Genomic DNA, 20478 nt, shown 5'->3' with positions numbered 1-20478 from the left:
GTATTGGCTGAGCAACGCATCGGCCAGAACACGGAAGTCACTTTGCACTTTGCATTGCGCCTGGAGAACGGCGACACCGTCGACAGTACATTCGACAAAGCTCCGGCGACTTTCAAGGTCGGCGACGGCAACCTGCTGCCGGGTTTCGAAGCGGCGCTGTTCGGCTTCAAGGCCGGCGACAAGCGCACGCTGACCGTCGAGCCGGAAAATGCCTTTGGCCAGCCGAACCCGCAGAACGTTCAGATCATTCCGCGTTCGCAGTTCACCGACATGGAGTTGTCGCCGGGTTTGCTGGTGATCTTCAATGATGCGGCCAATACTGAGCTGCCGGGTGTGGTGAAAGAGTTCGACGACACGCAAGTGACCATCGACTTCAATCACCCGTTGGCGGGCAAGACGCTGACCTTTGACGTCGAGATCATCAACGTTAAAGCGATCTGACTGACTCTATGAAGTCAAATGTGGGAGCGAGCTTGCTCGCGAATGCTGACTGACATTCAACATAGCTGTTGTCTGACACACTGCCTTCGCGAGCAAGCTCGCTCCCACAATGTTTTCAACCGTTTTCGCTATTTCTTGCGCGCAAGACACGAGGCACAGCATGCAAATCAAACTCGCCAACCCCCGTGGCTTCTGCGCCGGCGTGGACCGGGCGATCGAAATCGTCAACCGCGCTCTGGAAGTCTTCGGGCCGCCGATCTACGTGCGTCATGAAGTGGTGCACAACAAGTTCGTCGTCGAAGACCTGCGCAGTCGCGGGGCGATCTTCGTCGAGGAGCTGGACCAGGTGCCGGACGACGTCATCGTCATCTTCAGTGCCCACGGTGTTTCCCAAGCCGTGCGCACCGAAGCCGCTGGCCGTGGCCTGAAAGTCTTTGACGCTACCTGCCCGCTGGTGACCAAGGTGCACATCGAAGTGGCGAAATATAGCCGCGACGGTCGTGAGTGCATCCTGATCGGCCACGCCGGTCACCCGGAAGTCGAAGGCACCATGGGCCAGTACGACGGCAGCAATGGCGGCGCGATCTACCTCGTCGAAGACGAAAAAGACGTCGCCGAATTGCAGGTGCATAACCCGGACAAACTGGCTTTCGTTACACAGACCACGCTGTCGATGGACGACACCAGTCGCGTCATTGATGCGCTGCGTACGCGCTTCCCCGCCATCGGTGGCCCGCGCAAGGACGACATCTGCTACGCCACACAAAACCGCCAGGACGCGGTCAAGCAATTGGCCGACGAGTGTGACGTGGTGTTGGTGGTCGGCAGCCCTAACAGCTCCAACTCCAACCGTCTGCGTGAACTGGCTGAACGCATGGCCACACCGGCCTACCTGATTGACGGTGCCGAAGATCTGCAAAAAAGCTGGTTCGATGGCGTTGAGCGTATAGGCATAACTGCCGGTGCCTCCGCGCCAGAAGTGCTGGTACGTGGCGTGATTCAGCAATTGCAGGCCTGGGGCGCTACGGGTGCCGATGAGCTGGCCGGGCGTGAAGAGAACATCACGTTCTCGATGCCTAAAGAGCTGCGCGTCCGCTCAATTTGAGGCTTTTGGCTTTTTGACACAACGCCTGTTCAGCGCTTTTGCTGTTCAGGCGCACGCGACCGGTCGCCGCCAGCACCACCTGGCGCTGGCTGATCGGCTCGCGCGCCGAGCAGATATGTAATGTTCCCGCCTGAAACGCTCGTCCGGGCATCAGCGGCTGCCCCAGGCTGCCGAACCGCACATATCGACGCACCCACCAATTACCGACAATCGGTACTTTGGCGTCACTCGCGTGCTCTACCAGTAGCGGATTGCTGCTGTCCTCCGGCCCCTTGCCGCTGATGTCCAGAATGATTCGCCAGCCCTGACTCCAGTCGCCGTTGATGCCGTGAATCACCACGCTCTGATTGCGCGTGATCGCCAGTGTTCGCGCGTTGCGAATACCGTCGAGCAGCGACTGCGCGGCCTGATCACGTTGGTTCGATTCCCTGAGCGTAGCAAACGCCGGACTGACCAACAGCAGAACAATTGCGCCAATCGCCAGTCCCATAAGCAGTTCGATCAGGCTGAAACCCTGTTGCGGCATGAAAGCTCCCTCCGTGGAATGTGGTGATCGGCGCGCTCCGTGCGCCGGGCAGGGCAAATCAACCGACGCGGGTCGGTTGAATGTTCTAGCGTGTAGAAGCAGGTATAGCCGACGGCAACGGAAGACATCGATGGATCTTCGTACAAAAGGTTTCACGCTGATCGAGTTGTTGGTCGCACTCGCGATCTTCGTGATCCTGATTACCCTGGCAGTGCCAGTCTTCACCCGCTCGATACAAGGCAGCAGGGCCGATACCGAAATGGGCGACCTGCAGCGCGCGATCAATTTCGCCCGCCTGGAAGCCATTGATCGTGGCACTACCCTGCGTCTGCGCCCGACCGCCGGGGGCAGCGTCTGGACCGGTGAGTTATCGGTCTACGACAGTACTGGCACTCCGGCCAATGTGTTGCGGGTTGTTCCCGCGATGAGCAGCGGCGCAACTCTGACGCTAACCTCAGGAGTGACCGCGCTGGATTTCAACAACCTCGGCGGTCTGGCGGCACCGTCGACGGCGGTGGTCATCAGTTACACGCTGGGAACGCAAAGCAGGACGCTGAACGTGTGTTTGAACGGACGAATTCAATTAGGTGGAAGTTGCGGATGAGGGCAGGGAGTCAATACACACAGCAGGGCATGACGCTGATCGAGGTGCTGGTCGCGTTGCTGATTCTGACGGTCGGACTGCTCGGTGCAGCAGCGGTGCAACTGAATGCGCTGAAGTACACCGACAGCTCAAGGATGACCAGTCAGGCCAGTTTCATCGCCTACGACATGATGGACCGCATCCGCGCCAACTCCGGCGCCGACTACACCATTACGCCACCGACCTCGGGCAATCTCAGCGTTGCACGGGATCAGGATCTCTACGATTTTTCGACCAATATCATCAATTTCGGCGGGCCGACGGCGACCGGCAGCATTACCCTCAATCAACGGGTCTACACCATCACGATCAACTGGAGCGACGCACGGGCAGCCAACACCGCCAGCGCTCAGCGCAGTTTTGTCCTGACCAGCCGCGCTGCTGTCGACCCGGTGGCTACACCATGATGCGCCATCAGCGGGGTTTCGGCCTGGTCGAGTTGCTGATTGCTCTCGCACTGGGCTTGATCATCGTGCTGGGCGTCGTGCAGATTTTCATCGCCGCGAAAAACACTTACGTCAGTCAGAACAGCGCCGCGGCGATGCAGGAGGACGCGCGTTTTGTCTTGAGCAAAATGATTCAGGAAATTCGCATGGTCGGGATGTTCGGTTGTCTCGGCACTATTACCGATTCGAGCTCGGCAGGCGATTTCAACGCTGCGCAGGTCACGCCGATAAATTGGGACAACGCCAATCTGAAACTGACGCTGGTCACCGCCGATATCGGCAGCGGCGGCGGCACGCCAACCTGGACGGTGCTCTCCGATTGCCGCAACAGTGCAACGGCCTATACCGGCTTGCGATCCCCAGCGAGCGGGCAGATTGCCTTCCCGATCCGGCGTCTGATCTACAGCTTCAGCAACAACCAGATTCTCATGGGCACCGGTAGCGGCACGCCCACCCAGCAGGTGCTGGTGAACAACGTCAGTGCTTTCAACGTCACTTTTGGTCTGGCCAGTTCCGCGACGGATGTGGCGGCCTCGACGTACAGCGCCAACCCCAGTGATCCGGCACGCATTCGCAGTGTGCGCCTGAGCATGACTCTCTCCGACCCCAGCAGCCGGGTCGCCACGCAAACCTTCAATGTGGTTGCCGCTTTGCGCAACCGCTTGCAGTGAGGGCTGGGTGATGCGGGTTTCTCTTCATGACCGGCAAGCGCAACGCGGCATGGCGTTGCTGGTCAGTCTGGTGTTTCTGTTGTTGCTGACGTTGATAGGCCTGTCGTCGATGCAGAGTGCCAACCTGCAGGAAAAAATGGCCGGCAGCGTGAGTCTGCGTAATCAGTCGTTCCAAACTGCCGAGGCGGCGTTGCGGGTGGGTGAGAGTGCGGTGCAACTCGACAGCTACACCCTCGCAGTTTGCAGCGGGACCACGCAATGCGCTCCGCCTGCGGAGTCATCGGTGGTCAGCGCGGCGGGGCTCAACTCAACCTCGGGTGTGACCTGGATTGCGACCGGTAATGGCTTCTACGGCGTACAGAACATCGGTACCACGCTCACGGCAGTGAATGTGCCGAGCAATACGTCGGCGACGTTGTATCGGGTCACGGCCGTCGGCATCGCCGGCACTTCGCGTAGCGTTGTGGAGAGTGTCTATGCGAAGTATTGAGCGCTATAAGTCGTTGGTGTTCGGCATGCTGATGAGCTTTTACCTGGCGGCGCCGGCGTATGCGTTCACGCCGTCTGATTCGCCGCTGTTGAGTGCGGCAGCGGTGTCCCCCAACGTCATGCTGCTGATCGACGACTCAGGGAGTATGAACAGCATCATTTATGCGGCTGGATTCGACCCCACGGTTGACCGCACGCCGGCGCGGCAGTGCAACGCATTGCTCGGCTTGTGTCTGAGTTCGACGGCGATCACCGGCGACACGATCTTTTTGTCGAGTCTGCCGACATCAGGTTGCTCCGGCGGTGCCTATGCGTTTTACAACAACAGCCTGGCGCCGTTGTGCCTGAAGCTGCCGGATCCGGTGGGCAGCGGCAACACGCGGTATTCCGGGGATTACATTGCCTATGTGGTCAGTCTGGCCATTAACAACGGCACGCGAGATTTCACCGCAGGGGCGATTCCCAACGACTACCGGATCAACGTTGCGCGTAACGTCTCGACGGCGCTGGTCACCAGCAACCGCACCTTGCGTATCGGTCTATCGACGTTTAACCCGGCCACCAGCAACAATTCCGGTAACGGTGGTTTCATCGCTCGCTCGATCAGCGATCTGTCACCGGTTTCCGGCAGCGTGACTCAGGCTCAGGCAGACACCAACTACAACGCGCTGATCTCATCGATCAATGGTTTAAGCGCCGTGGCCAACACGCCATTGGCCGAAACCTATTACGAAATCACCCGCTACATGCGCGGCATGGCGCCTTACTACAACAGCACTCCGGCGACCTATACCAGCCCGATCCAGTACCGCTGCCAGAAAAACTATGGCGTGGTGATTACCGACGGTTTGCCGACCTTCGACCGGACCTTTCCGACCAACGACCCTTTGGGTGGCAGTCGATTGCCGAACTGGGACGGCGTTAACAATGACGGCAACAACCTCAATGGTGACAACGAAGGGGACACGTTGTATCTGGATGACATCGCCAAGTTCGCGTTCGATATCGACATGCGCTCGAGCGGTACCGACGCGGCGGGCAAGAGCTGGAACGCGGTGGATTTTCCCAAGCAGAATATGAACACCTATACCGTGGGCTTCACCGCTGACAACGACATGCTGTCGGACGCGGCCAGTTACGGGCAGGGCCGGTATTACCAGGCGACTGACAGCACCGGGCTCAACGCCGCGTTGTCGTCGGCGTTGAGTGACATCACCTCCAAGGCGGGATCGGGCGGCAGTGGCGTGACCAGCGGGACCACACTGGCCAGCGGCACCAGTTACTTTCAGACCAGTTACGACCCCAAGGACTGGCGCGGCACGATCAAGTCCTTCGGCTTCAATGCATCCGGAGCGGTGAATACCTCTGCGGTGCTCTGGACCACTGACACCACTATCGTACCGAGTGCGACCGCACCGACCTATCAGTCGTGGAACACTACAAGCAACGCCGCCGTTACGCTGGCCTACGGTAATTTTTCCGCGCCCCAGCAGACGACGCTCAGCCAAGGCCTGCCCACCGGTATTTCCGGCAGTGATCTGGTGGAGTGGAGCAAAGGCACCAACAAGACCGGGCTCAAGGTACGCAGCGTGTTGCTGGGCGACATCATCAATTCACCGCTGGTGCTGGCCTCGCCGACGGACAAGACAGCCTCCGATCTGTCGGGCGACACCACCTACACCGCTTACCTGACCACCAAAGCGGCGAACATGAATGCCAGTCTGGTGGTGAATGCCAATGACGGTTTCGTCAACGTCATCAACTCGGCCAACGGCAGCCGACGTTACGCCTACATGCCGTCCAGCGTGCTGCCATCACTTCGGCTGATTGCTGATCCGAATTACATCAACGGTGTCAGCCACAAATATCTGGTGGATGGCCAGGTCGGTGTGTATGACGCGCAACTCAACAGCGTCTGGAAGACCTTGGCCATTGGCGGCACGGGCGCCGGTGGCAAAAGCTTTTACGCGTTGCAGTTGTTCGATGCCTCGGCGGGTAACGTTTTGCGTGCGTTGTGGGAAGTCAGCGCTCCGGTGACAGCTAGCACTGGCAACGCTTTTAATGATCTGGGTTACGCCTACGCGCGGCCGGAAGTGGCACGCTTGGCCGATGGTCGCTGGGCGGCGTTTATCGCTAACGGTTACGGCAGCAACTCTGGGGTAGCAGCGTTGTATGTGCTGGATGTACGAGATGGTTCGCTGATCAAGAAAATCGTCATCGACAGCACGGAAACCACCAACGGTTTGTCCTCGGTGAAGCTCAAGGTCAATTCTTCGAACGTGGTGCAGGCCGCTTATGGCGGTGACTTGAAAGGGCGCCTGTGGAAATTCGATCTGAGCGCGACATCGACGGACAGCTGGGGCGTGGCATTTTCCGGCAAGCCGCTGTTCACGACGGTGGGTGGGGCGACTCAACCGATCACCGCGCAACCGCTGCTGGCGGACAACGCGCTCGGTGGCAAACAGATTTTCGTCGGCACCGGCAAGTTCAACGAAACCGCCGACAAGACCAACAAGGATCTGCAGGCGTTCTATTCGGTGTGGGATGCCGACGGAGGTTCGGGCCAGCTCACCGTCGGCAGTCTGCAGGCTCAGGCGATCACCGGGGTTTTTTCCGGCAGTTCCGGGCAGTTCGTGACGACGACGCAAAACGACACAACCTATCCGGGGGAGAAAGGCTGGTATTTGCCGTTGGTGTATAACAACGCCTTGACCGGGGAGCGGGTGATCAATCAGGCGAGTCTGGTGTTGGGGCGGATCATCTTCACCACGGCGAGCGTCGACACAACCGATCCCTGTTCCAGTTTCGGCACCGGCAAATTGGTCGAACTCGACGCGTTCAGCGGTAAGATGCTCAACTACGCGGTGCTCGACACCAACGCCGATGGCGTGGTCGACAGCAACGACACGATTTCCAGTGGTGTGGTGTTCACCGGCGGCATTCCCACCCTGAATGCCATCGTCAACGGCGCCACACGCAAAATTGTCAATGACTCCAGTGGCGGCATAACGACCCTGGTGGAAAAGTCCGGCGGTGGCAGCCGTCGTATCATGTGGCGACAAATACAGTAAGCGAGAGTCTGAGGCATGCGTAGATCCAACCGAGGTTTCACCCTGATCGAAATCATGATCGTGATTGCGATCATCGGGATCGTCATCACCATCGCCGCACCGAGCTATACCGAGTACCTGAAAAAGGGCCGTCGCGCCGAAGTGGTGTCTTTGCTCTCCGAACAGGCGCAGACCCTCGAGCGCTTCTACACCCGAAACAATACCTACACCAATGTCACCGGACTAAGCACGGGCAATGATTTCTACACCATCACCCCGACCATTGCTGACCAAACCTTCCTGCTGACCGCCACCCGCAAGACGGGCACGTCCATGGCCACCGACAAGTGCGGGGATTTCACCCTGACCAACACCGGTGTCCGCAGCATGAACAACGCGACTACCGGGCTGACCACCAAGGATTGCTGGGGCCGCTGAGGCGCTTTCTTTCGGGTGCCTTTTGCGCCCACTGTCTTTTTTTACGGTTGGAACAAACATGACCAGGCAACAGCAAGTGGTGATTGTCGGTGGCGGGGTGATTGGCTTGCTGACCGCCTACAACCTCGCCTCCGAAGTGCGCAGCGTGGTGCTGCTCGATCGTTCGAACCTCGGCCAGGAGTCGTCCTGGGCGGGCGGCGGTATCGTTTCGCCGCTGTATCCGTGGCGCTATAGCCCGGCAGTCACGGCGCTGGCGCACTGGTCGCAGGATTTTTATCCACAACTGGGCGAGCGTTTGTTTGCCGACACTGGCGTTGATCCTGAAGTGCACACCACCGGCCTGTACTGGCTCGATCTGGACGATGAAGTCGAAGCGTTGGCCTGGGCCGAGCGAGAGAATCGTCCGCTGCGGGCTGTGGATATCTCGGCGGCGCATGATGCGGTGCCGGTGCTCGGTGGCGGCTTCTCGCGGGCGATCTACATGGCGGATGTCGCCAACGTGCGCAATCCGCGTCTGGTCAAGTCGCTGAAATCGGCCTTGCAGGCACTGCCGAACGTGACCATTCACGAACAGTGCGAAGTCAGCGGGTTTGTCCGCGAGAACGGGCGAGTTATTGGGGTCGAGACGTCGAGGGGCGTGATCAACGGTGATCAGGTCGTACTGACCGCGGGGGCGTGGAGCGGGGATCTGCTCAAGACGCTGGACCTGACGCTGCCGGTCGAGCCAGTCAAAGGCCAGATGATTCTCTACAAGTGTGCGGCGGATTTTCTGCCGAGCATGGTGTTGGCCAAAGGGCGTTATGCGATTCCGCGTCGCGACGGGCATATCCTGATTGGCAGTACGCTGGAGCACGAAGGCTACGACAAGACGCCAACCGATGTGGCACTGGAAAGTCTCAAGGCTTCGGCGGTCGAGTTGCTGCCAGCGCTGGTGGATGCAGAGGTGGTCGGGCATTGGGCGGGGTTGCGTCCGGGCTCGCCGGAGGGGATTCCCTACATTGGCCGGGTGCCGGGGTTTGACGGGTTGTGGCTGAACTGCGGGCACTACCGCAATGGGCTGGTGCTGGCACCGGCGTCGTGTCAGTTGTTTGCCGATGTGATGCTGGGAAGGGCGCCGATTATTGATCCGGCGCCGTATGCACCTGAAGGCCGGATTTAGTCAGATATTTCTCTGGCGTCTGGTAGATCGCTTTCGCGAGCAGGCTCGCTCCCACAATTGATCTTTGTCGTTCACAACGTCCAATGTGGGAGCGAGCCTGCTCGCGAAGGGGCCCTCAATCCAGCCCGAGTTTTTTCAGGCGATAGCGCATCGACCTGAACGAAAGACTCAACCGCTGCGCCGCCGCCGTACGATTCCAGCGCGTTTCCTCCAGCGCCTGCAAGATCAGCTTCCTCTCGACGTTCTCCAGATAATCTTCCAGATTATCGATCTGCGTCAGATCGGCAATGCCACCATCCGCCGCGCAGTTGCCGTCACTCAGGCGCAAGTCTTCGGCCTCGATCGTACGGTTTTCACACAAGGTGTGAGCCCGCTCAAGCACGTTTTCCAGCTCCCGCACATTTCCCGGAAACCGGTAGTTCTTCAGCGCTTCCAAAGCCTGCGGATGCAGGCGCGCCACGGGTTGGGCGGTGTCCTTGGCCAAACGCTTGAGCATATGCGTCGCCAACACTTCGATGTCATCACGACGCTCACGCAGGGACGGCACGCGCAGTTCAATCACGTTCAAGCGGTAATAAAGGTCCTGCCGAAACCGTTCGGCCGCGACCTCGGCATCGAGATCCTTGTGCGTGGCGCAGAGAATCCGCACATCCACCACGTTCTCTTGCTGGCCACCGACACTGCGCACGGCTTTCTCCTGAATCGCCCGCAGCAGTTTGACTTGCATCGACAACGGCAAGTCCGCCACTTCATCGAGAAACAACGTGCCGCCATGGGCCGCCTGAAACAGCCCGGGCTTGTCATCGACCGCGCCAGTGAAACTGCCTTTGCGATGACCGAAAAATTCGCTTTCCATCAGCTCCGACGGGATCGCCCCGCAGTTGACCGGCACGAACGGCTGGCTGGCGCGCGGCCCCTGCTCATGGATCAGGCGAGCGACCAGTTCCTTGCCACTGCCCGACTCGCCACTGATATACACCGGCGCCTGACTGCGAGCGAGTTTGTCGATTTGCTTGCGCAGGTTGCGCATCGGCGGCGAATCGCCGAGCAAACGTCGATCAATCGATGTAAAGCTGCCTCCTGCCGCCGGCATGCGCAGGGCTGTGCCGACCAGTTCGCGCAGGCGCGTAAGGTCCACCGGTTTGGTCAGAAAATCGAATGCTCCGGCCTTCAGCGCGTTGATTGCGGTTTCCAGGCTGCCATACGCGGTAATCATCGCCACCGGCAGTTGTGGATAACGTTGCTGAATGTGCTGCACCAGTTCCAGCCCCGTGCCGTCGGGCAGACGCATGTCGGTCAGGCACAGATCGAAGCCCTCGCGGTTGAGCAGCGCCTGGGCTTCAGCCAGATTGCGCGCGCTGCAGGTGTCGAGTTTCATCCGTCCCAGGGTGATTTCCAGGAGTTCGCGGATGTCCGGTTCGTCGTCGACGATGAGAATTTTTTGCCGTGGGCTCGTATTCAACTTTGTTTCCGTCCGTGAGCAAAGGTGATGCGAAAGCAGCCGCCGCCTTGGCGTGATTGAAAGTCTAGGCGCGCTTGGTTGCTTTCGCACAGCTCACGGGACAGATAAAGCCCAAGGCCTGTGCCCTGGCTGCTGGTGGTGAAGAACGGTTCGAACAGATGTGTCTGTTCATCGGCTGGCACGCCGGGGCCGTTGTCCTGTACTTCAAGGACCGCCAACTGGCTGTCGGGGTCAATGAACAGGGCCAGCCAGACTTGCGCCTGATCGTGCAGCAGGGCGCTGTGGCGCCAGCCGTTGCGTAATAGATTGTCGAGAATTTGCGTGAGCTGGCCGGGGTCCATCAGCGTGGTGAAATCCCCCGAACGGGTCCGCAGGTGAATAATCTGGCGATCGCTGGCCTGTTCGCGGCTCTCGGCAACGAAGTCTTCCAGCCAAGGTTTGAGATCCAGCCGTTGTGGCGCGCTCTGCTGGCGGCGGGACAGTTGCAGGACGTTTTCGATGACTCGGTTCATGCGCTGGGAGTGGTCTTGAATGATCTGCGTCAGACGCCGATCGGCGCTATCGAGTTCCTCGGATTCAGCCAATAGCTGCGCGGCGTGACTGATGGCACCCAGTGGATTGCGGATTTCGTGGGAGATGCCGGCGGTCAAGCGCCCAAGTGCGGCAAGTTTCAATTGCTGGGCTTGTTGCGCGATTTGCGCGAGGTCTTCGAGAAATACCAGGGTTTGCTGGTTGGGACTTCGTTCGAGGGCAATGAAGCTCGGTTGCAGTTCCAGGCCGTTGCCGGGGATTTTCAGGCTCTGTGGGCGCAGGGTCGGGTTGTTCATCCACAGTTGCAGGCGATCAACCAGAGCCGTCGAATAGTCATCGATCAGATGTCCCTGAAGATGCGATTGCGCGAGCAGGGTTTGCGCGCTGTGGTTGGCCAGTTGTACCCGACGGTCCTCGTCGAGTACCAGAATGCCGGTGCGCATGCGTTGCAGGATCAGCGCATTGAGTGCTTCGAGGCCGACAACTTCGCTGGCGCGTTTTTCCGCGAGTGTTTCGCTGACTTCGAGGCGACTGATCAGCCCTTGCACCAGCAACGACGCGGCAAAGCACAGGGCGCCGAGGGTGCCGGCTTGCAGGTATTCATTGGCGCTCAGGGGATGGTTGAAACCCAGCAGGAAACTCGAACCGACGATGCCCAGCGCACCGATGGCGGCGATCAACAGGCCGATGCGTCGCCGTAGCAAAGTGTTGCTGATCGCCACCGAGACAATCAGCAGATTGCCCAGTGCACTGCCGACGCCGCCCGCAGCAAAGAACAAAGCGCATAAAAGCACGACATCAACGAGGGCCAGACTGAACAGTTGCGCAGGCCGTCGGGTGTTCTCAAGGAACACCACCAACAGAATGTTGAGGATCAGGTACAGCCAACTGCCGCCGCGCAGCAATTCGTCGTTGGCCGAGGTCAGCAGGCGGTTGTCCATGTTGCTGGAGATCAGCAACACCAGCGTGATACCGACGCTTAAACGGTAAAGATGATAAAGGCGCAGCAGGCGCTGCGCCTGTTTGCTGTCGGCGCTGGTGGCCTCAGCGATCACTGGCACCCGGGCCTTGCTCAAGATGAGCCTGGCTGCAATACCACTGTTGTTGCACGCTTAGCGCGCGGTCACGTGGCAGATGCACGCCGCAATGGGCGCAACGCACCATCGGTGGCGCGTCCTGTTCGCGCGGGGCGCGATGGGATTGATTGGACGCGGCAGGCGCCTTGAATTTACGCCACAACCATATCGCGGCGAAAATCACGACAATCCAGAACAATAAACGAAGCATGATGAGCGGCTTTCCGACTGATGATCCGGCAGTTTAGCCAAGCTCCCGACCAGCGCACAGCCTATTAATGCGCGGCAATAAAAAAGGGAGATCCGCAGATCTCCCTTTTCTGTGCATCCGGTGTGATCAGTCGAACACGCCGAAAGTCATGTAGCTGAACCACGAACGGTCGGTGCTGCTCGACTCAGGTTCTGGTTCTTCGATCACGTCGCCGTTCTCGTCTTTAGGCTTGAGCTCGTTCGGAATCGCGTCTTTCGCGTCCTGGAACTGCTTCTGCACGTCCTGGTTGGCGCGGGTTTCGCCCGGCGGCAGCGGTGGGCGCGATTCGATCAGCCCCAGCGTCGCCTTGCTCAGGAACGAACGGTTGTCGGCTTCGGCAACCCTTGGCACGAACTGACCGTCTTGCAGACTTGGGTGGTTCGGGTAGTTGAGCTTCAGGGTTTCCAGGCTGGTGGCTGCCAGGTCGTCCAGGTGCAGACGCTGATAGGCTTCAGTCATCACTGCCAGGCCGTCGCCGACCGATGGGGTCTCCTGGAAGTTTTCCACCACGTAACGGCCACGGTTGGCAGCGGCGACATACGCCTGACGGGTCAGGTAGTAGTCGGCCACGTGGATTTCGTAGGCTGCCAGCAGGTTACGCAGGTAGATCATGCGTTGCTTGGCGTCCGGCGCGTAGCGGCTGTTCGGGTAGCGGCTGGTCAGCTGGGCGAACTCGTTGTACGAGTCGCGCGCGGCGCCCGGGTCACGCTTGGTCATGTCCAGCGGCAGGAAGCGCGCCAGCAGGCCGACGTCCTGGTCGAAAGAGGTCAGACCTTTCAGGTAGTAGGCATAATCCACGTTCGGGTGCTGCGGATGCAAACGAATGAAACGCTCGGCGGCGGATTTTGCAGCTTCCGGCTCGGCGTTTTTATAGTTGGCGTAGATCAGCTCCAGCTGTGCCTGATCGGCGTAGCGACCGAACGGATAACGCGACTCCAGAGCCTTCAGCTTGGCTGTGGCGCTGGTGTAGCTGTTGTTGTCCAGGTCAGTCTGAGCCTGCTGATACAGCTCGGCTTCGCTGAGGTTTTCGTCTACGACTTCCTTCGATGAGCAAGCAGCGGTCAATGCGAGGATGGCGATCAGCAGCAGGTGTTTCACTTGCATGGCGGCTTGCGTCCCTATGACGGCCGCTGTCTTGGGCGGGGCCGTCCTGTTATGATGAGCGCCCCGTTGAAAAGCCTCGGGGCAAAAGACGCCGTATTTAACCACAAGCGCGCAGCCGAAACCAAAAGCTGTGCCGACGCACAGTCAGAGCATGTCCGATAAAATTGAACTTCGCGCAGAGGTGCCGTCCGAATTGGGCGGCCAACGCCTCGATCAAGTCGCTGCCCAACTCTTCGCTGAGCACTCTCGCTCGCGCCTTTCCGCCTGGATCAAAGAAGGTCGCCTGACTGTGGACGGGGCGGTCATCCGCCCTCGCGACATCGTGCACGGCGGTGCCATCCTTGAGCTGACTGCCGAGCAGGAAGCCCAGGGCGAGTGGATCGCCCAGGACATCGAGCTCGACATCGTCTATGAAGACGACGACATCCTGGTGATCAACAAGCCTGCGGGCCTGGTGGTGCACCCGGCTGCCGGTCACGCCGATGGCACGCTGCTCAATGCTTTGCTGCACCACGTGCCGGACATCATCAATGTCCCGCGCGCCGGCATCGTGCATCGTCTGGACAAGGACACCACCGGTCTGATGGTGGTGGCCAAGACCATTCAGGCGCAGACCAAGCTGGTTACTCAATTGCAGAGTCGCAGCGTTAGCCGCATCTATGAGTGCATCGTGATCGGTGTGGTCACCGCCGGTGGCAAGATCAACGCCCCGATCGGTCGCCACGGCCAGCAGCGCCAGCGCATGGCAGTGATGGAAGGCGGCAAGCCTGCCGTCAGCCACTACCGCGTGCTGGAGCGCTTCCGTTCCCACACCCATGTACGGGTGAAACTGGAAACCGGTCGTACGCACCAGATCCGCGTGCACATGTCGCACATCAACTTCCCGTTGGTCGGCGATCCGGCATACGGCGGTCGCTTCCGCATTCCGCCAGCGGCTAACCCGACGATGGTTGAATCGCTCAAGCATTTCCCGCGTCAGGCCCTGCACGCGCGCTTCCTTGAGCTGGATCATCCGACGACCGGTGAACGCATGAGCTGGGAATCGCCGCTGCCGGAAGATTTCGTCTGGCTGCTGACCCTGCTCAAGCAGGATCGCGAGGCATTCGTCGGATGAACTGGCTGACGCCGGACTGGCCTGCGCCGGCCAGCGTCAAAGCCTGCGTCACCACCCGCGAGGGCGGTGTCAGCGAGGCGCCGTTCGACAGCCTCAATCTGGGCGATCATGTCGATGATCGTCCTGAGGCTGTGGCCGAGAACCGTCGGCGTCTGACCGAGAACTTCTCTATAAAGCCTGCATGGTTGCAGCAAGTGCACGGGATTGCCGTGGCGCATGCTGATCCGGGCATTGTTGCGACCGCCGATGCCAGTTGGACGACAACCCCCGGAATTGCATGCACGGCGATGACGGCGGATTGCCTGCCGGCATTGTTCTGCGATCGTGCCGGCACTCGCGTTGCTGCGGCTCACGCCGGTTGGCGCGGTCTGGCGGCGGGCGTGCTTGAGGCAACTCTCGACAGCCTCGATGTTCCGGCTGAAGACGTTTTGGTCTGGCTCGGCCCGGCGATTGGCCCGAAAGCCTTTGAAGTCGGCACGGAAGTGCGGGAAGTCTTCATCAATCAATTGCCGGAAGCGGCACAAGCCTTCGTGCCGAGCGACAATGCCGGCAAGTTCATGGCTGACGTCTATTTGCTGGCGCGCCTGCGTCTGGCTGAACGCGGTGTCACTGCTGTTTATGGTGGCGGTTTCTGCACCGTGACCGATCCGCGCTTCTTCTCCTACCGCCGCGCTTCGCGCACCGGTCGCTTTGCCTCCCTTATCTGGCTCACCCGCTAGACTTGCCTGACCTGAATCAACGCTCTGACGCTTGAATCTTGCAGAATCGACCGCATCTATAGCGGTATCTGGCAGGTTTCTTTATTCAGGATGGTTTTTAGGTCCGGCCTGCTCAAAAGGAAGGTGACTTATGCGAATAGACCGTTTAACCAGCAAATTACAGTTGGCCTTGTCCGACGCCCAGTCGTTGGCAGTCGGCCACGATCATCCGGCCATCGAGCCGGCGCACTTGATGCAAGCCATGCTTGAACAGCAGGGTGGTTCGATCAAACCTCTGCTGATGCAGGTGGGCTTCGACGTCAACAGCTTGCGCAAAGAGCTGACCAAAGAGCTCGACCAATTACCGAAAATCCAGAACCCGACTGGCGACGTCAACATGTCGCAGGATCTGGCGCGCCTGCTCAATCAGGCTGACCGTCTGGCTCAACAGAAGGGTGACCAGTTCATTTCCAGCGAACTGGTGCTGCTCGCTGCGATGGACGAGAACAGCAAGCTCGGCAAGTTGCTGCTCGGCCAGGGTGTGAGCAAGAAAGCCCTGGAAAACGCGATCAATAACCTGCGTGGCGGCGAAGCGGTGAATGACGCCAACCACGAAGAGTCGCGGCAGGCGTTGGATAAATACACCGTCGACCTGACCAAACGCGCCGAAGACGGCAAGCTCGATCCGGTGATCGGCCGTGACGACGAAATCCGTCGCACCATTCAGGTTCTGCAGCGGCGCACAAAGAACAATCCGGTGCTGATCGGTGAACCTGGTGTGGGTAAAACCGCCATCGCCGAAGGTCTGGCCCAGCGCATCATCAACGGCGAAGTGCCGGATGGCCTCAAAGGCAAGCGTCTGCTCTCGCTGGATATGGGCGCGCTGATTGCCGGTGCCAAGTATCGCGGTGAGTTCGAAGAACGCCTGAAATCGCTGCTCAACGAGCTGTCGAAACAGGAAGGGCAGATCATTCTGTTCATCGACGAGCTGCACACCATGGTGGGTGCCGGTAAGGGCGAAGGCTCGATGGACGCTGGCAACATGCTCAAGCCTGCACTGGCTCGCGGTGAGTTGCACTGTGTCGGCGCGACCACGCTCAACGAGTACCGCCAATATATAGAGAAGGACGCGGCGCTCGAACGACGCTTCCAGAAAGTATTGGTGGATGAGCCGAGCGAAGAAGACACCATCGCCATCCTGCGTGGCCTTAAAGAGCGCTACGAGGTTCACCACAAGGTGGCGATCACTGACGGCGCGATCATCGCTGCGGCCAAGCTCAGTCATCGCTACATCACTGACCGGCAGTTGCCGGACAAGGCCATCGACCTGATCGACGAGGCCGCCAGCCGCATCCGTATGGAAATCGATTCCAAGCCAGAAGTGCTCGATCGTCTGGAGCGTCGCCTGATTCAGTTGAAGGTGGAATCCCAGGCGCTGAAGAAAGAAAGCGACGAAGCGGCGATGAAACGTCTGGAGAAACTCCAGGAAGAAATCGTCCGTCACGAACGTGAGTACTCGGATCTGGAAGAAATCTGGAACTCGGAAAAAGCCGAGGTGCAGGGTTCTGCGCAGATTCAGCAGAAGATCGAGCAGTCGCGTCAGGAACTGGAAGCCGCGCGCCGCAAAGGCGACCTGAACCGCATGGCCGAGTTGCAGTACGGGGTGATCCCGGACCTGGAACGCAGCCTGCAAATGGTCGACCAGCACGGCAAGAGCGAAAACCAGCTGCTGCGCAGCAAGGTGACTGAAGAAGAGATCGCCGAAGTCGTATCGAAGTGGACCGGCATTCCGGTGTCGAAAATGCTCGAAGGCGAGCGCGACAAACTGATGAAGATGGAAAGCCTGTTGCACAAACGGGTCATCGGCCAGGAAGAAGCGGTGGTCGCCGTCGCTAACGCAGTACGGCGTTCGCGTGCCGGGTTGTCTGACCCGAATCGTCCCAGCGGCTCGTTCATGTTCCTCGGCCCGACCGGTGTCGGTAAAACCGAGCTGTGCAAGGCGCTGGCCGAATTCCTCTTTGATACTGAAGAGGCGATGGTGCGGATCGACATGTCCGAGTTCATGGAGAAACATTCCGTGGCTCGCCTGATCGGTGCACCACCGGGATACGTCGGTTATGAAGAAGGCGGTTACCTGACCGAGGCTGTGCGTCGCAAGCCTTATTCGGTGATCCTGCTGGACGAAGTCGAGAAGGCGCACCCGGATGTGTTCAACATCTTGCTGCAAGTGCTCGAGGATGGTCGCCTGACCGACAGCCATGGCCGCACGGTGGACTTCCGCAATACCGTGATCGTCATGACTTCGAACCTCGGTTCTGTGCAGATTCAGGAACTGGTCGGTGATCGTGAGGCGCAGCGCGCAGCGGTGATGGATGCGCTGACGTCGCACTTCCGTCCGGAGTTCATTAACCGGGTCGACGAAGTGGTGATCTTCGAGCCTTTGGCGCGGGATCAGATCGCGGGCATTACCGAGATCCAGTTGGGCCGTCTGCGCAGTCGTCTGGCCGAGCGCGAGCTGAAGCTGGAACTCAGCCCGGAGGCGATGGACAAGTTGATCGCCGTTGGTTACGACCCGGTGTATGGCGCACGTCCTTTGAAACGGGCGATCCAGCGCTGGATCGAAAACCCGCTGGCGCAGTTGATCCTTTCGGGTCACTTCATGCCAGGCGACACGGCGACCGGCAAGGTCGAGAACGACGAAATCGTTTTCAACTAAGTCCAAACGCCAATGAAAATTGGAAGGCCCCACATTGTGGGGCCTTTTTTTTCGTTAGGCTGTTGAACTCAAAGGAAAAGGCTTGTAAAGTGCGCCCCGCAGTCAGTCGCCAGGACGGTCTCAGCTCACTGAGTTGAAATCTGAAATAAGTTGCAAATCATTAACTTGAAAGCAATTTAGGGGGTTGACAGAGGTGTTCTAGGTTGTAGAATAGCGCGCCTCAGACACACGAACGCAGCGATGCGAACGAGTGACTGGAAGCAGTAAGTTTCACCGTTGTAAATTGAAATATGTAGTTCCGTGATAGCTCAGTCGGTAGAGCAAATGACTGTTAATCATTGGGTCCCAGGTTCGAGTCCTGGTCACGGAGCCAATTTCAAGCCGGGGTATAGCGCAGTCCGGTAGCGCGCCTGCTTTGGGAGCAGGATGTCAGGAGTTCGAATCCCCTTACCCCGACCATTTTTGGGTCGTTAGCTCAGTTGGTAGAGCAGTTGGCTTTTAACCAATTGGTCGTAGGTTCGAATCCCACACGACCCACCATTTTTGAAACCAGTTAACGCTGGGATCGAATCTTAAGATCAGAGGCCAAAAGCGCTGATCGAAGAAGGCGATCTTTGAAAGGTCGCCTTTTTTTTACCGGGGTATAGCGCAGTCCGGTAGCGCGCCTGCTTTGGGAGCAGGATGTCAGGAGTTCGAATCCCCTTACCCCGACCATATTAAAAATCCTCGTATCGAAAGATACGGGGATTTTTTTTGTCCGACAAAAACTCATTTCCCCTTCAAGTCATCATACAACCTGCCGATAGCCCGCTAACACGAGGGGACTGCCATGGCTTCGCCCCTTGAATCTGGCCAATACAAGAATAAGGGCGTTCGTCATGTTGCTTCGTCAGTTGAATATTGCCCCCCGGGCTGCCTTGGGATTTGCCCTGATTGCGGTGTTGGTCGCCTTGCTCGGCGTGTTTGCGCTGGGGCAGATGTCGAGTATTCGCGACAGTGAAGTTGCGGTAGAAAATCAGTGGCTGCCGAGCATTCGTGGCGGCGACGAGATTCGCGAGATCATGCTGCGCATCCGCACCATCTCATTGCGCATGGCGCTGGACCAGGACGCGAACAATATCGCCACCTACCGCAGCCAGATGGACACCCGCGATAAGGAGCTGAGCGAGAAAATCGCCGCCTACGACAAACTGGTCGACACCCCGGAAGGGCAGCAGCTATACGACCAGTTCAAAAAGACCTTCGCCGCGTATCGCAGTGGCATCGCTCAGTCCTTCGCCCTCGCCGAGCAAGGCAAGCGTGATGAGCTGACCAAATTGTTGCTGGTCGACATGAAAACCGTGGTCGATGGCTCCGGCAAGCAACTCACTGATCTGGCGGACCTGTTCGCCAAACAGGTCGCCGCCGAAAGCCAGAAGTCTGCAGCACACTACGAAAACTCGCGCACGATTGTCAGCTTGTTCATTGCCTTGGCCGCGCTGGCCACGGTGGCACTGGCAATGATGCTCACGCGCAGTATCGTTCGTCCGCTGAGCAGTGCCGTGAGCGCCGCAGAAAGTGTGGCGCAGGGTGATCTGACCCGGCCGATCGAAACTGATGGCAACGATGAAGTCAGCCGTTTGCTCAAAGCCTTGGCGACCATGCAGCAGAACCTGCGCGAGACGCTGCAAGGCATCAGCGGTTCGGCCACGCAACTGGCGACGGCTGCCGATGAACTCAACGCGGTGACACTCGACAGTACGCAGGGGCTGCAACAGCAGAACAACGAAATCGAACAAGCCGCGACTGCCGTCAACCAGATGACCGCAGCGGTGGAGGAGGTCGCACGCAATGCGGTGTCGACCTCTGACGCGACCCGTCAGTCCAGCGAGTCGGCGCATCTGGGGCAGGTACGCGTCAGTGAGACCGCCACGGCCATCAACGCCCTGGCCAGCGATGTGCAACAGACCGGCGAGTTGGTGCAATCACTGGCCAACCAGTCGCAGGACATTGGCAAGGTGCTCGACGTGATTCGGGCGATTGCCGAGCAGACCAACCTGCTGGCGCTCAATGCCGCGATTGAAGCGGCACGGGCCGGCGAGAGCGGACGAGGCTTTGCCGTAGTGGCTGATGAAGTAAGGGCTTTGGCTTATCGTACGCAGCAATCGACCCAGGAGATCGAGCAAATGGTCCAGGGCATGCGCAGCGGTTCGAGCCTGGCGCTGGATTCGATGCAGGCCAGTACCGCGCGTGCCACGACCACCCTGGCGTTGGCTGAACGCGCCGGTGAGGCGCTGCAAACCATTACCGCGTCGGTGCATGAGATCCATGAGCGCAATCTGGTGATTGCCAGCGCTGCAGAAGAACAAGCGCAAGTCGCGCGGGAAGTGGATCGCAACCTGGTGAACATTCGTGATTTGTCGGTACGTTCTGCCGCAGGCGCTGACCAGACCAGTGCTTCCAGCCATGAATTGTCGCAACTGGCCAACGCTCTGCAGGGCATGGTCCGGCGCTTCCAGTTGTAAACGGGCAGACGTGAAAAAGCCGCGTTTCTCTCAGGAGAAGCGCGGCTTGTTTTTT

At 59.1% G+C, this 20478-nt stretch carries 18 protein-coding genes, 4 tRNA genes and 1 pseudogene; 18 read left to right on the top strand and 5 right to left on the bottom strand.

From position 1 onward, the window contains the following. Positions 1-3: 3 nt before the first annotated feature. Together fkpB and ispH are read left to right on the top strand one after the other, a co-directional pair. The gene (fkpB, locus tag ACZ0A4_RS19620; protein WP_463577603.1) at positions 4-441 is read left to right on the top strand and encodes an FKBP-type peptidyl-prolyl cis-trans isomerase; all 438 of its coding nucleotides are present in this window, start codon (positions 4-6) and stop codon (positions 439-441) included. 160 nt (positions 442-601) lie between these two features. Next, positions 602-1546 (top strand): 4-hydroxy-3-methylbut-2-enyl diphosphate reductase, encoded by a 945-nt coding sequence (gene ispH, locus ACZ0A4_RS19615; protein ID WP_007909838.1) that lies wholly within the window; start codon positions 602-604, stop codon positions 1544-1546. On the opposite strand, the gene ACZ0A4_RS19610 is transcribed toward ispH, so the two are convergent. Beyond that, the gene (locus ACZ0A4_RS19610; RefSeq protein ID WP_463576054.1) at positions 1518-2072 is read right to left on the bottom strand and encodes a GspH/FimT family pseudopilin; all 555 of its coding nucleotides are present in this window, start codon (positions 2070-2072) and stop codon (positions 1518-1520) included. The genes ispH and ACZ0A4_RS19610 overlap by 29 nt on opposite strands. 130 nt (positions 2073-2202) lie before the next feature. Here ACZ0A4_RS19610 and ACZ0A4_RS19605 point away from each other — a divergent pair, with 130 nt between their 5' ends. The 7 genes from ACZ0A4_RS19605 to thiO are packed head-to-tail and all read left to right on the top strand — an operon-like array spanning position 2203 to position 8968. After that, positions 2203-2676, top strand: a complete 474-nt coding sequence (locus tag ACZ0A4_RS19605; protein WP_463576053.1) for a GspH/FimT family pseudopilin — start codon at positions 2203-2205, stop codon at positions 2674-2676. Continuing rightward, positions 2673-3122: a type IV pilus modification protein PilV gene (pilV, locus tag ACZ0A4_RS19600; RefSeq protein WP_463576052.1), complete on the top strand. Its 450-nt coding sequence runs from the start codon at positions 2673-2675 to the stop codon at positions 3120-3122. The genes ACZ0A4_RS19605 and pilV overlap by 4 nt, the downstream gene beginning before the upstream one ends. After that, positions 3119-3832 (top strand): PilW family protein, encoded by a 714-nt coding sequence (locus ACZ0A4_RS19595; RefSeq protein WP_463576051.1) that lies wholly within the window; start codon positions 3119-3121, stop codon positions 3830-3832. Before pilV ends, ACZ0A4_RS19595 begins: the two co-directional genes overlap by 4 nt. A gap of 10 nt (positions 3833-3842) precedes the next feature. Beyond that, positions 3843-4322 carry a pilus assembly PilX family protein gene (locus tag ACZ0A4_RS19590; protein ID WP_463576050.1) on the top strand — a complete coding sequence of 160 codons (480 nt, stop codon included), beginning with the start codon at positions 3843-3845 and terminating at the stop codon, positions 4320-4322. Next, positions 4309-7392 carry a pilus assembly protein gene (locus tag ACZ0A4_RS19585; RefSeq protein WP_463576048.1) on the top strand — a complete coding sequence of 1028 codons (3084 nt, stop codon included), beginning with the start codon at positions 4309-4311 and terminating at the stop codon, positions 7390-7392. Before ACZ0A4_RS19590 ends, ACZ0A4_RS19585 begins: the two co-directional genes overlap by 14 nt. Before the next feature lie 15 nt (positions 7393-7407). After that, positions 7408-7809, top strand: coding sequence for a type IV pilin protein (locus tag ACZ0A4_RS19580; protein WP_463576047.1), 402 nt, complete (start codon positions 7408-7410; stop codon positions 7807-7809). A 58-nt stretch (positions 7810-7867) separates the two neighbouring features. After that, the gene (thiO, locus tag ACZ0A4_RS19575; RefSeq protein ID WP_463576045.1) at positions 7868-8968 is read left to right on the top strand and encodes a glycine oxidase ThiO; all 1101 of its coding nucleotides are present in this window, start codon (positions 7868-7870) and stop codon (positions 8966-8968) included. A 115-nt stretch (positions 8969-9083) separates the two neighbouring features. Here thiO and ACZ0A4_RS19570 read toward each other — a convergent pair whose 3' ends face one another. The 4 genes from ACZ0A4_RS19570 to ACZ0A4_RS19555 all read right to left on the bottom strand — a co-directional run bounded on the left by ACZ0A4_RS19570 (position 9084) and on the right by ACZ0A4_RS19555 (position 13391). Continuing rightward, positions 9084-10430 (bottom strand): sigma-54-dependent transcriptional regulator, encoded by a 1347-nt coding sequence (locus ACZ0A4_RS19570; protein WP_463576044.1) that lies wholly within the window; start codon positions 10428-10430, stop codon positions 9084-9086. Beyond that, positions 10427-12016: a sensor histidine kinase gene (locus ACZ0A4_RS19565; RefSeq protein ID WP_463577601.1), complete on the bottom strand. Its 1590-nt coding sequence runs from the start codon at positions 12014-12016 to the stop codon at positions 10427-10429. Before ACZ0A4_RS19565 ends, ACZ0A4_RS19570 begins: the two co-directional genes overlap by 4 nt. Next, positions 12006-12248, bottom strand: a complete 243-nt coding sequence (locus ACZ0A4_RS19560; protein WP_141126395.1) for a PP0621 family protein — start codon at positions 12246-12248, stop codon at positions 12006-12008. The genes ACZ0A4_RS19565 and ACZ0A4_RS19560 overlap by 11 nt, the downstream gene beginning before the upstream one ends. Positions 12249-12374: 126 nt before the next feature. Then, positions 12375-13391: an outer membrane protein assembly factor BamD gene (locus ACZ0A4_RS19555; protein WP_122599722.1), complete on the bottom strand. Its 1017-nt coding sequence runs from the start codon at positions 13389-13391 to the stop codon at positions 12375-12377. Between the two features lie 151 nt (positions 13392-13542). On the opposite strand from ACZ0A4_RS19555, the gene rluD reads away from it, so the two are divergent. The 9 genes and pseudogenes from rluD (at position 13543) to ACZ0A4_RS19510 (ending at position 20423) form a co-directional block, all read left to right on the top strand. Continuing rightward, complete coding sequence (gene rluD / locus ACZ0A4_RS19550) at positions 13543-14505, top strand: 23S rRNA pseudouridine(1911/1915/1917) synthase RluD (RefSeq protein ID WP_016986220.1); 963 nt, start codon at positions 13543-13545, stop codon at positions 14503-14505. Then, a complete protein-coding gene (gene pgeF, locus ACZ0A4_RS19545; RefSeq protein WP_463576042.1) occupies positions 14502-15224 on the top strand; it encodes a peptidoglycan editing factor PgeF in 723 nt (240 codons plus the stop codon). The genes rluD and pgeF overlap by 4 nt, the downstream gene beginning before the upstream one ends. A 130-nt stretch (positions 15225-15354) precedes the next feature. Next, positions 15355-17919, top strand: a complete 2565-nt coding sequence (gene clpB, locus ACZ0A4_RS19540) for an ATP-dependent chaperone ClpB (RefSeq protein ID WP_242207025.1) — start codon at positions 15355-15357, stop codon at positions 17917-17919. Positions 17920-18216: 297 nt separating this feature from the next. Further along, positions 18217-18292 (top strand) — tRNA-Asn (locus ACZ0A4_RS19535). Positions 18293-18301: 9 nt separating this feature from the next. Then, positions 18302-18378 (top strand) — tRNA-Pro (locus ACZ0A4_RS19530). 5 nt (positions 18379-18383) lie between these two features. After that, a tRNA-Lys gene (locus tag ACZ0A4_RS19525) sits at positions 18384-18459 on the top strand. Positions 18460-18556: 97 nt separating this feature from the next. Then, a tRNA-Pro gene (locus tag ACZ0A4_RS19520) sits at positions 18557-18633 on the top strand. A gap of 164 nt (positions 18634-18797) precedes the next feature. Continuing rightward, positions 18798-19568 (top strand): annotated as a pseudogene (locus tag ACZ0A4_RS19515) (MCP four helix bundle domain-containing protein); the annotation flags it as partial. Then, positions 19560-20423, top strand: coding sequence for a methyl-accepting chemotaxis protein (locus ACZ0A4_RS19510; protein ID WP_371044025.1), 864 nt, complete (start codon positions 19560-19562; stop codon positions 20421-20423). The pseudogene ACZ0A4_RS19515 and the gene ACZ0A4_RS19510, both read left to right, overlap by 9 nt. Positions 20424-20478 lie beyond the last annotated feature (55 nt).

The organism is Pseudomonas sp. AC172, assembly GCF_979258595.1.
The sequence above is the reverse complement of the archived record's forward strand: the minus strand, read 5'-3'. Positions and strand labels throughout refer to the sequence as shown.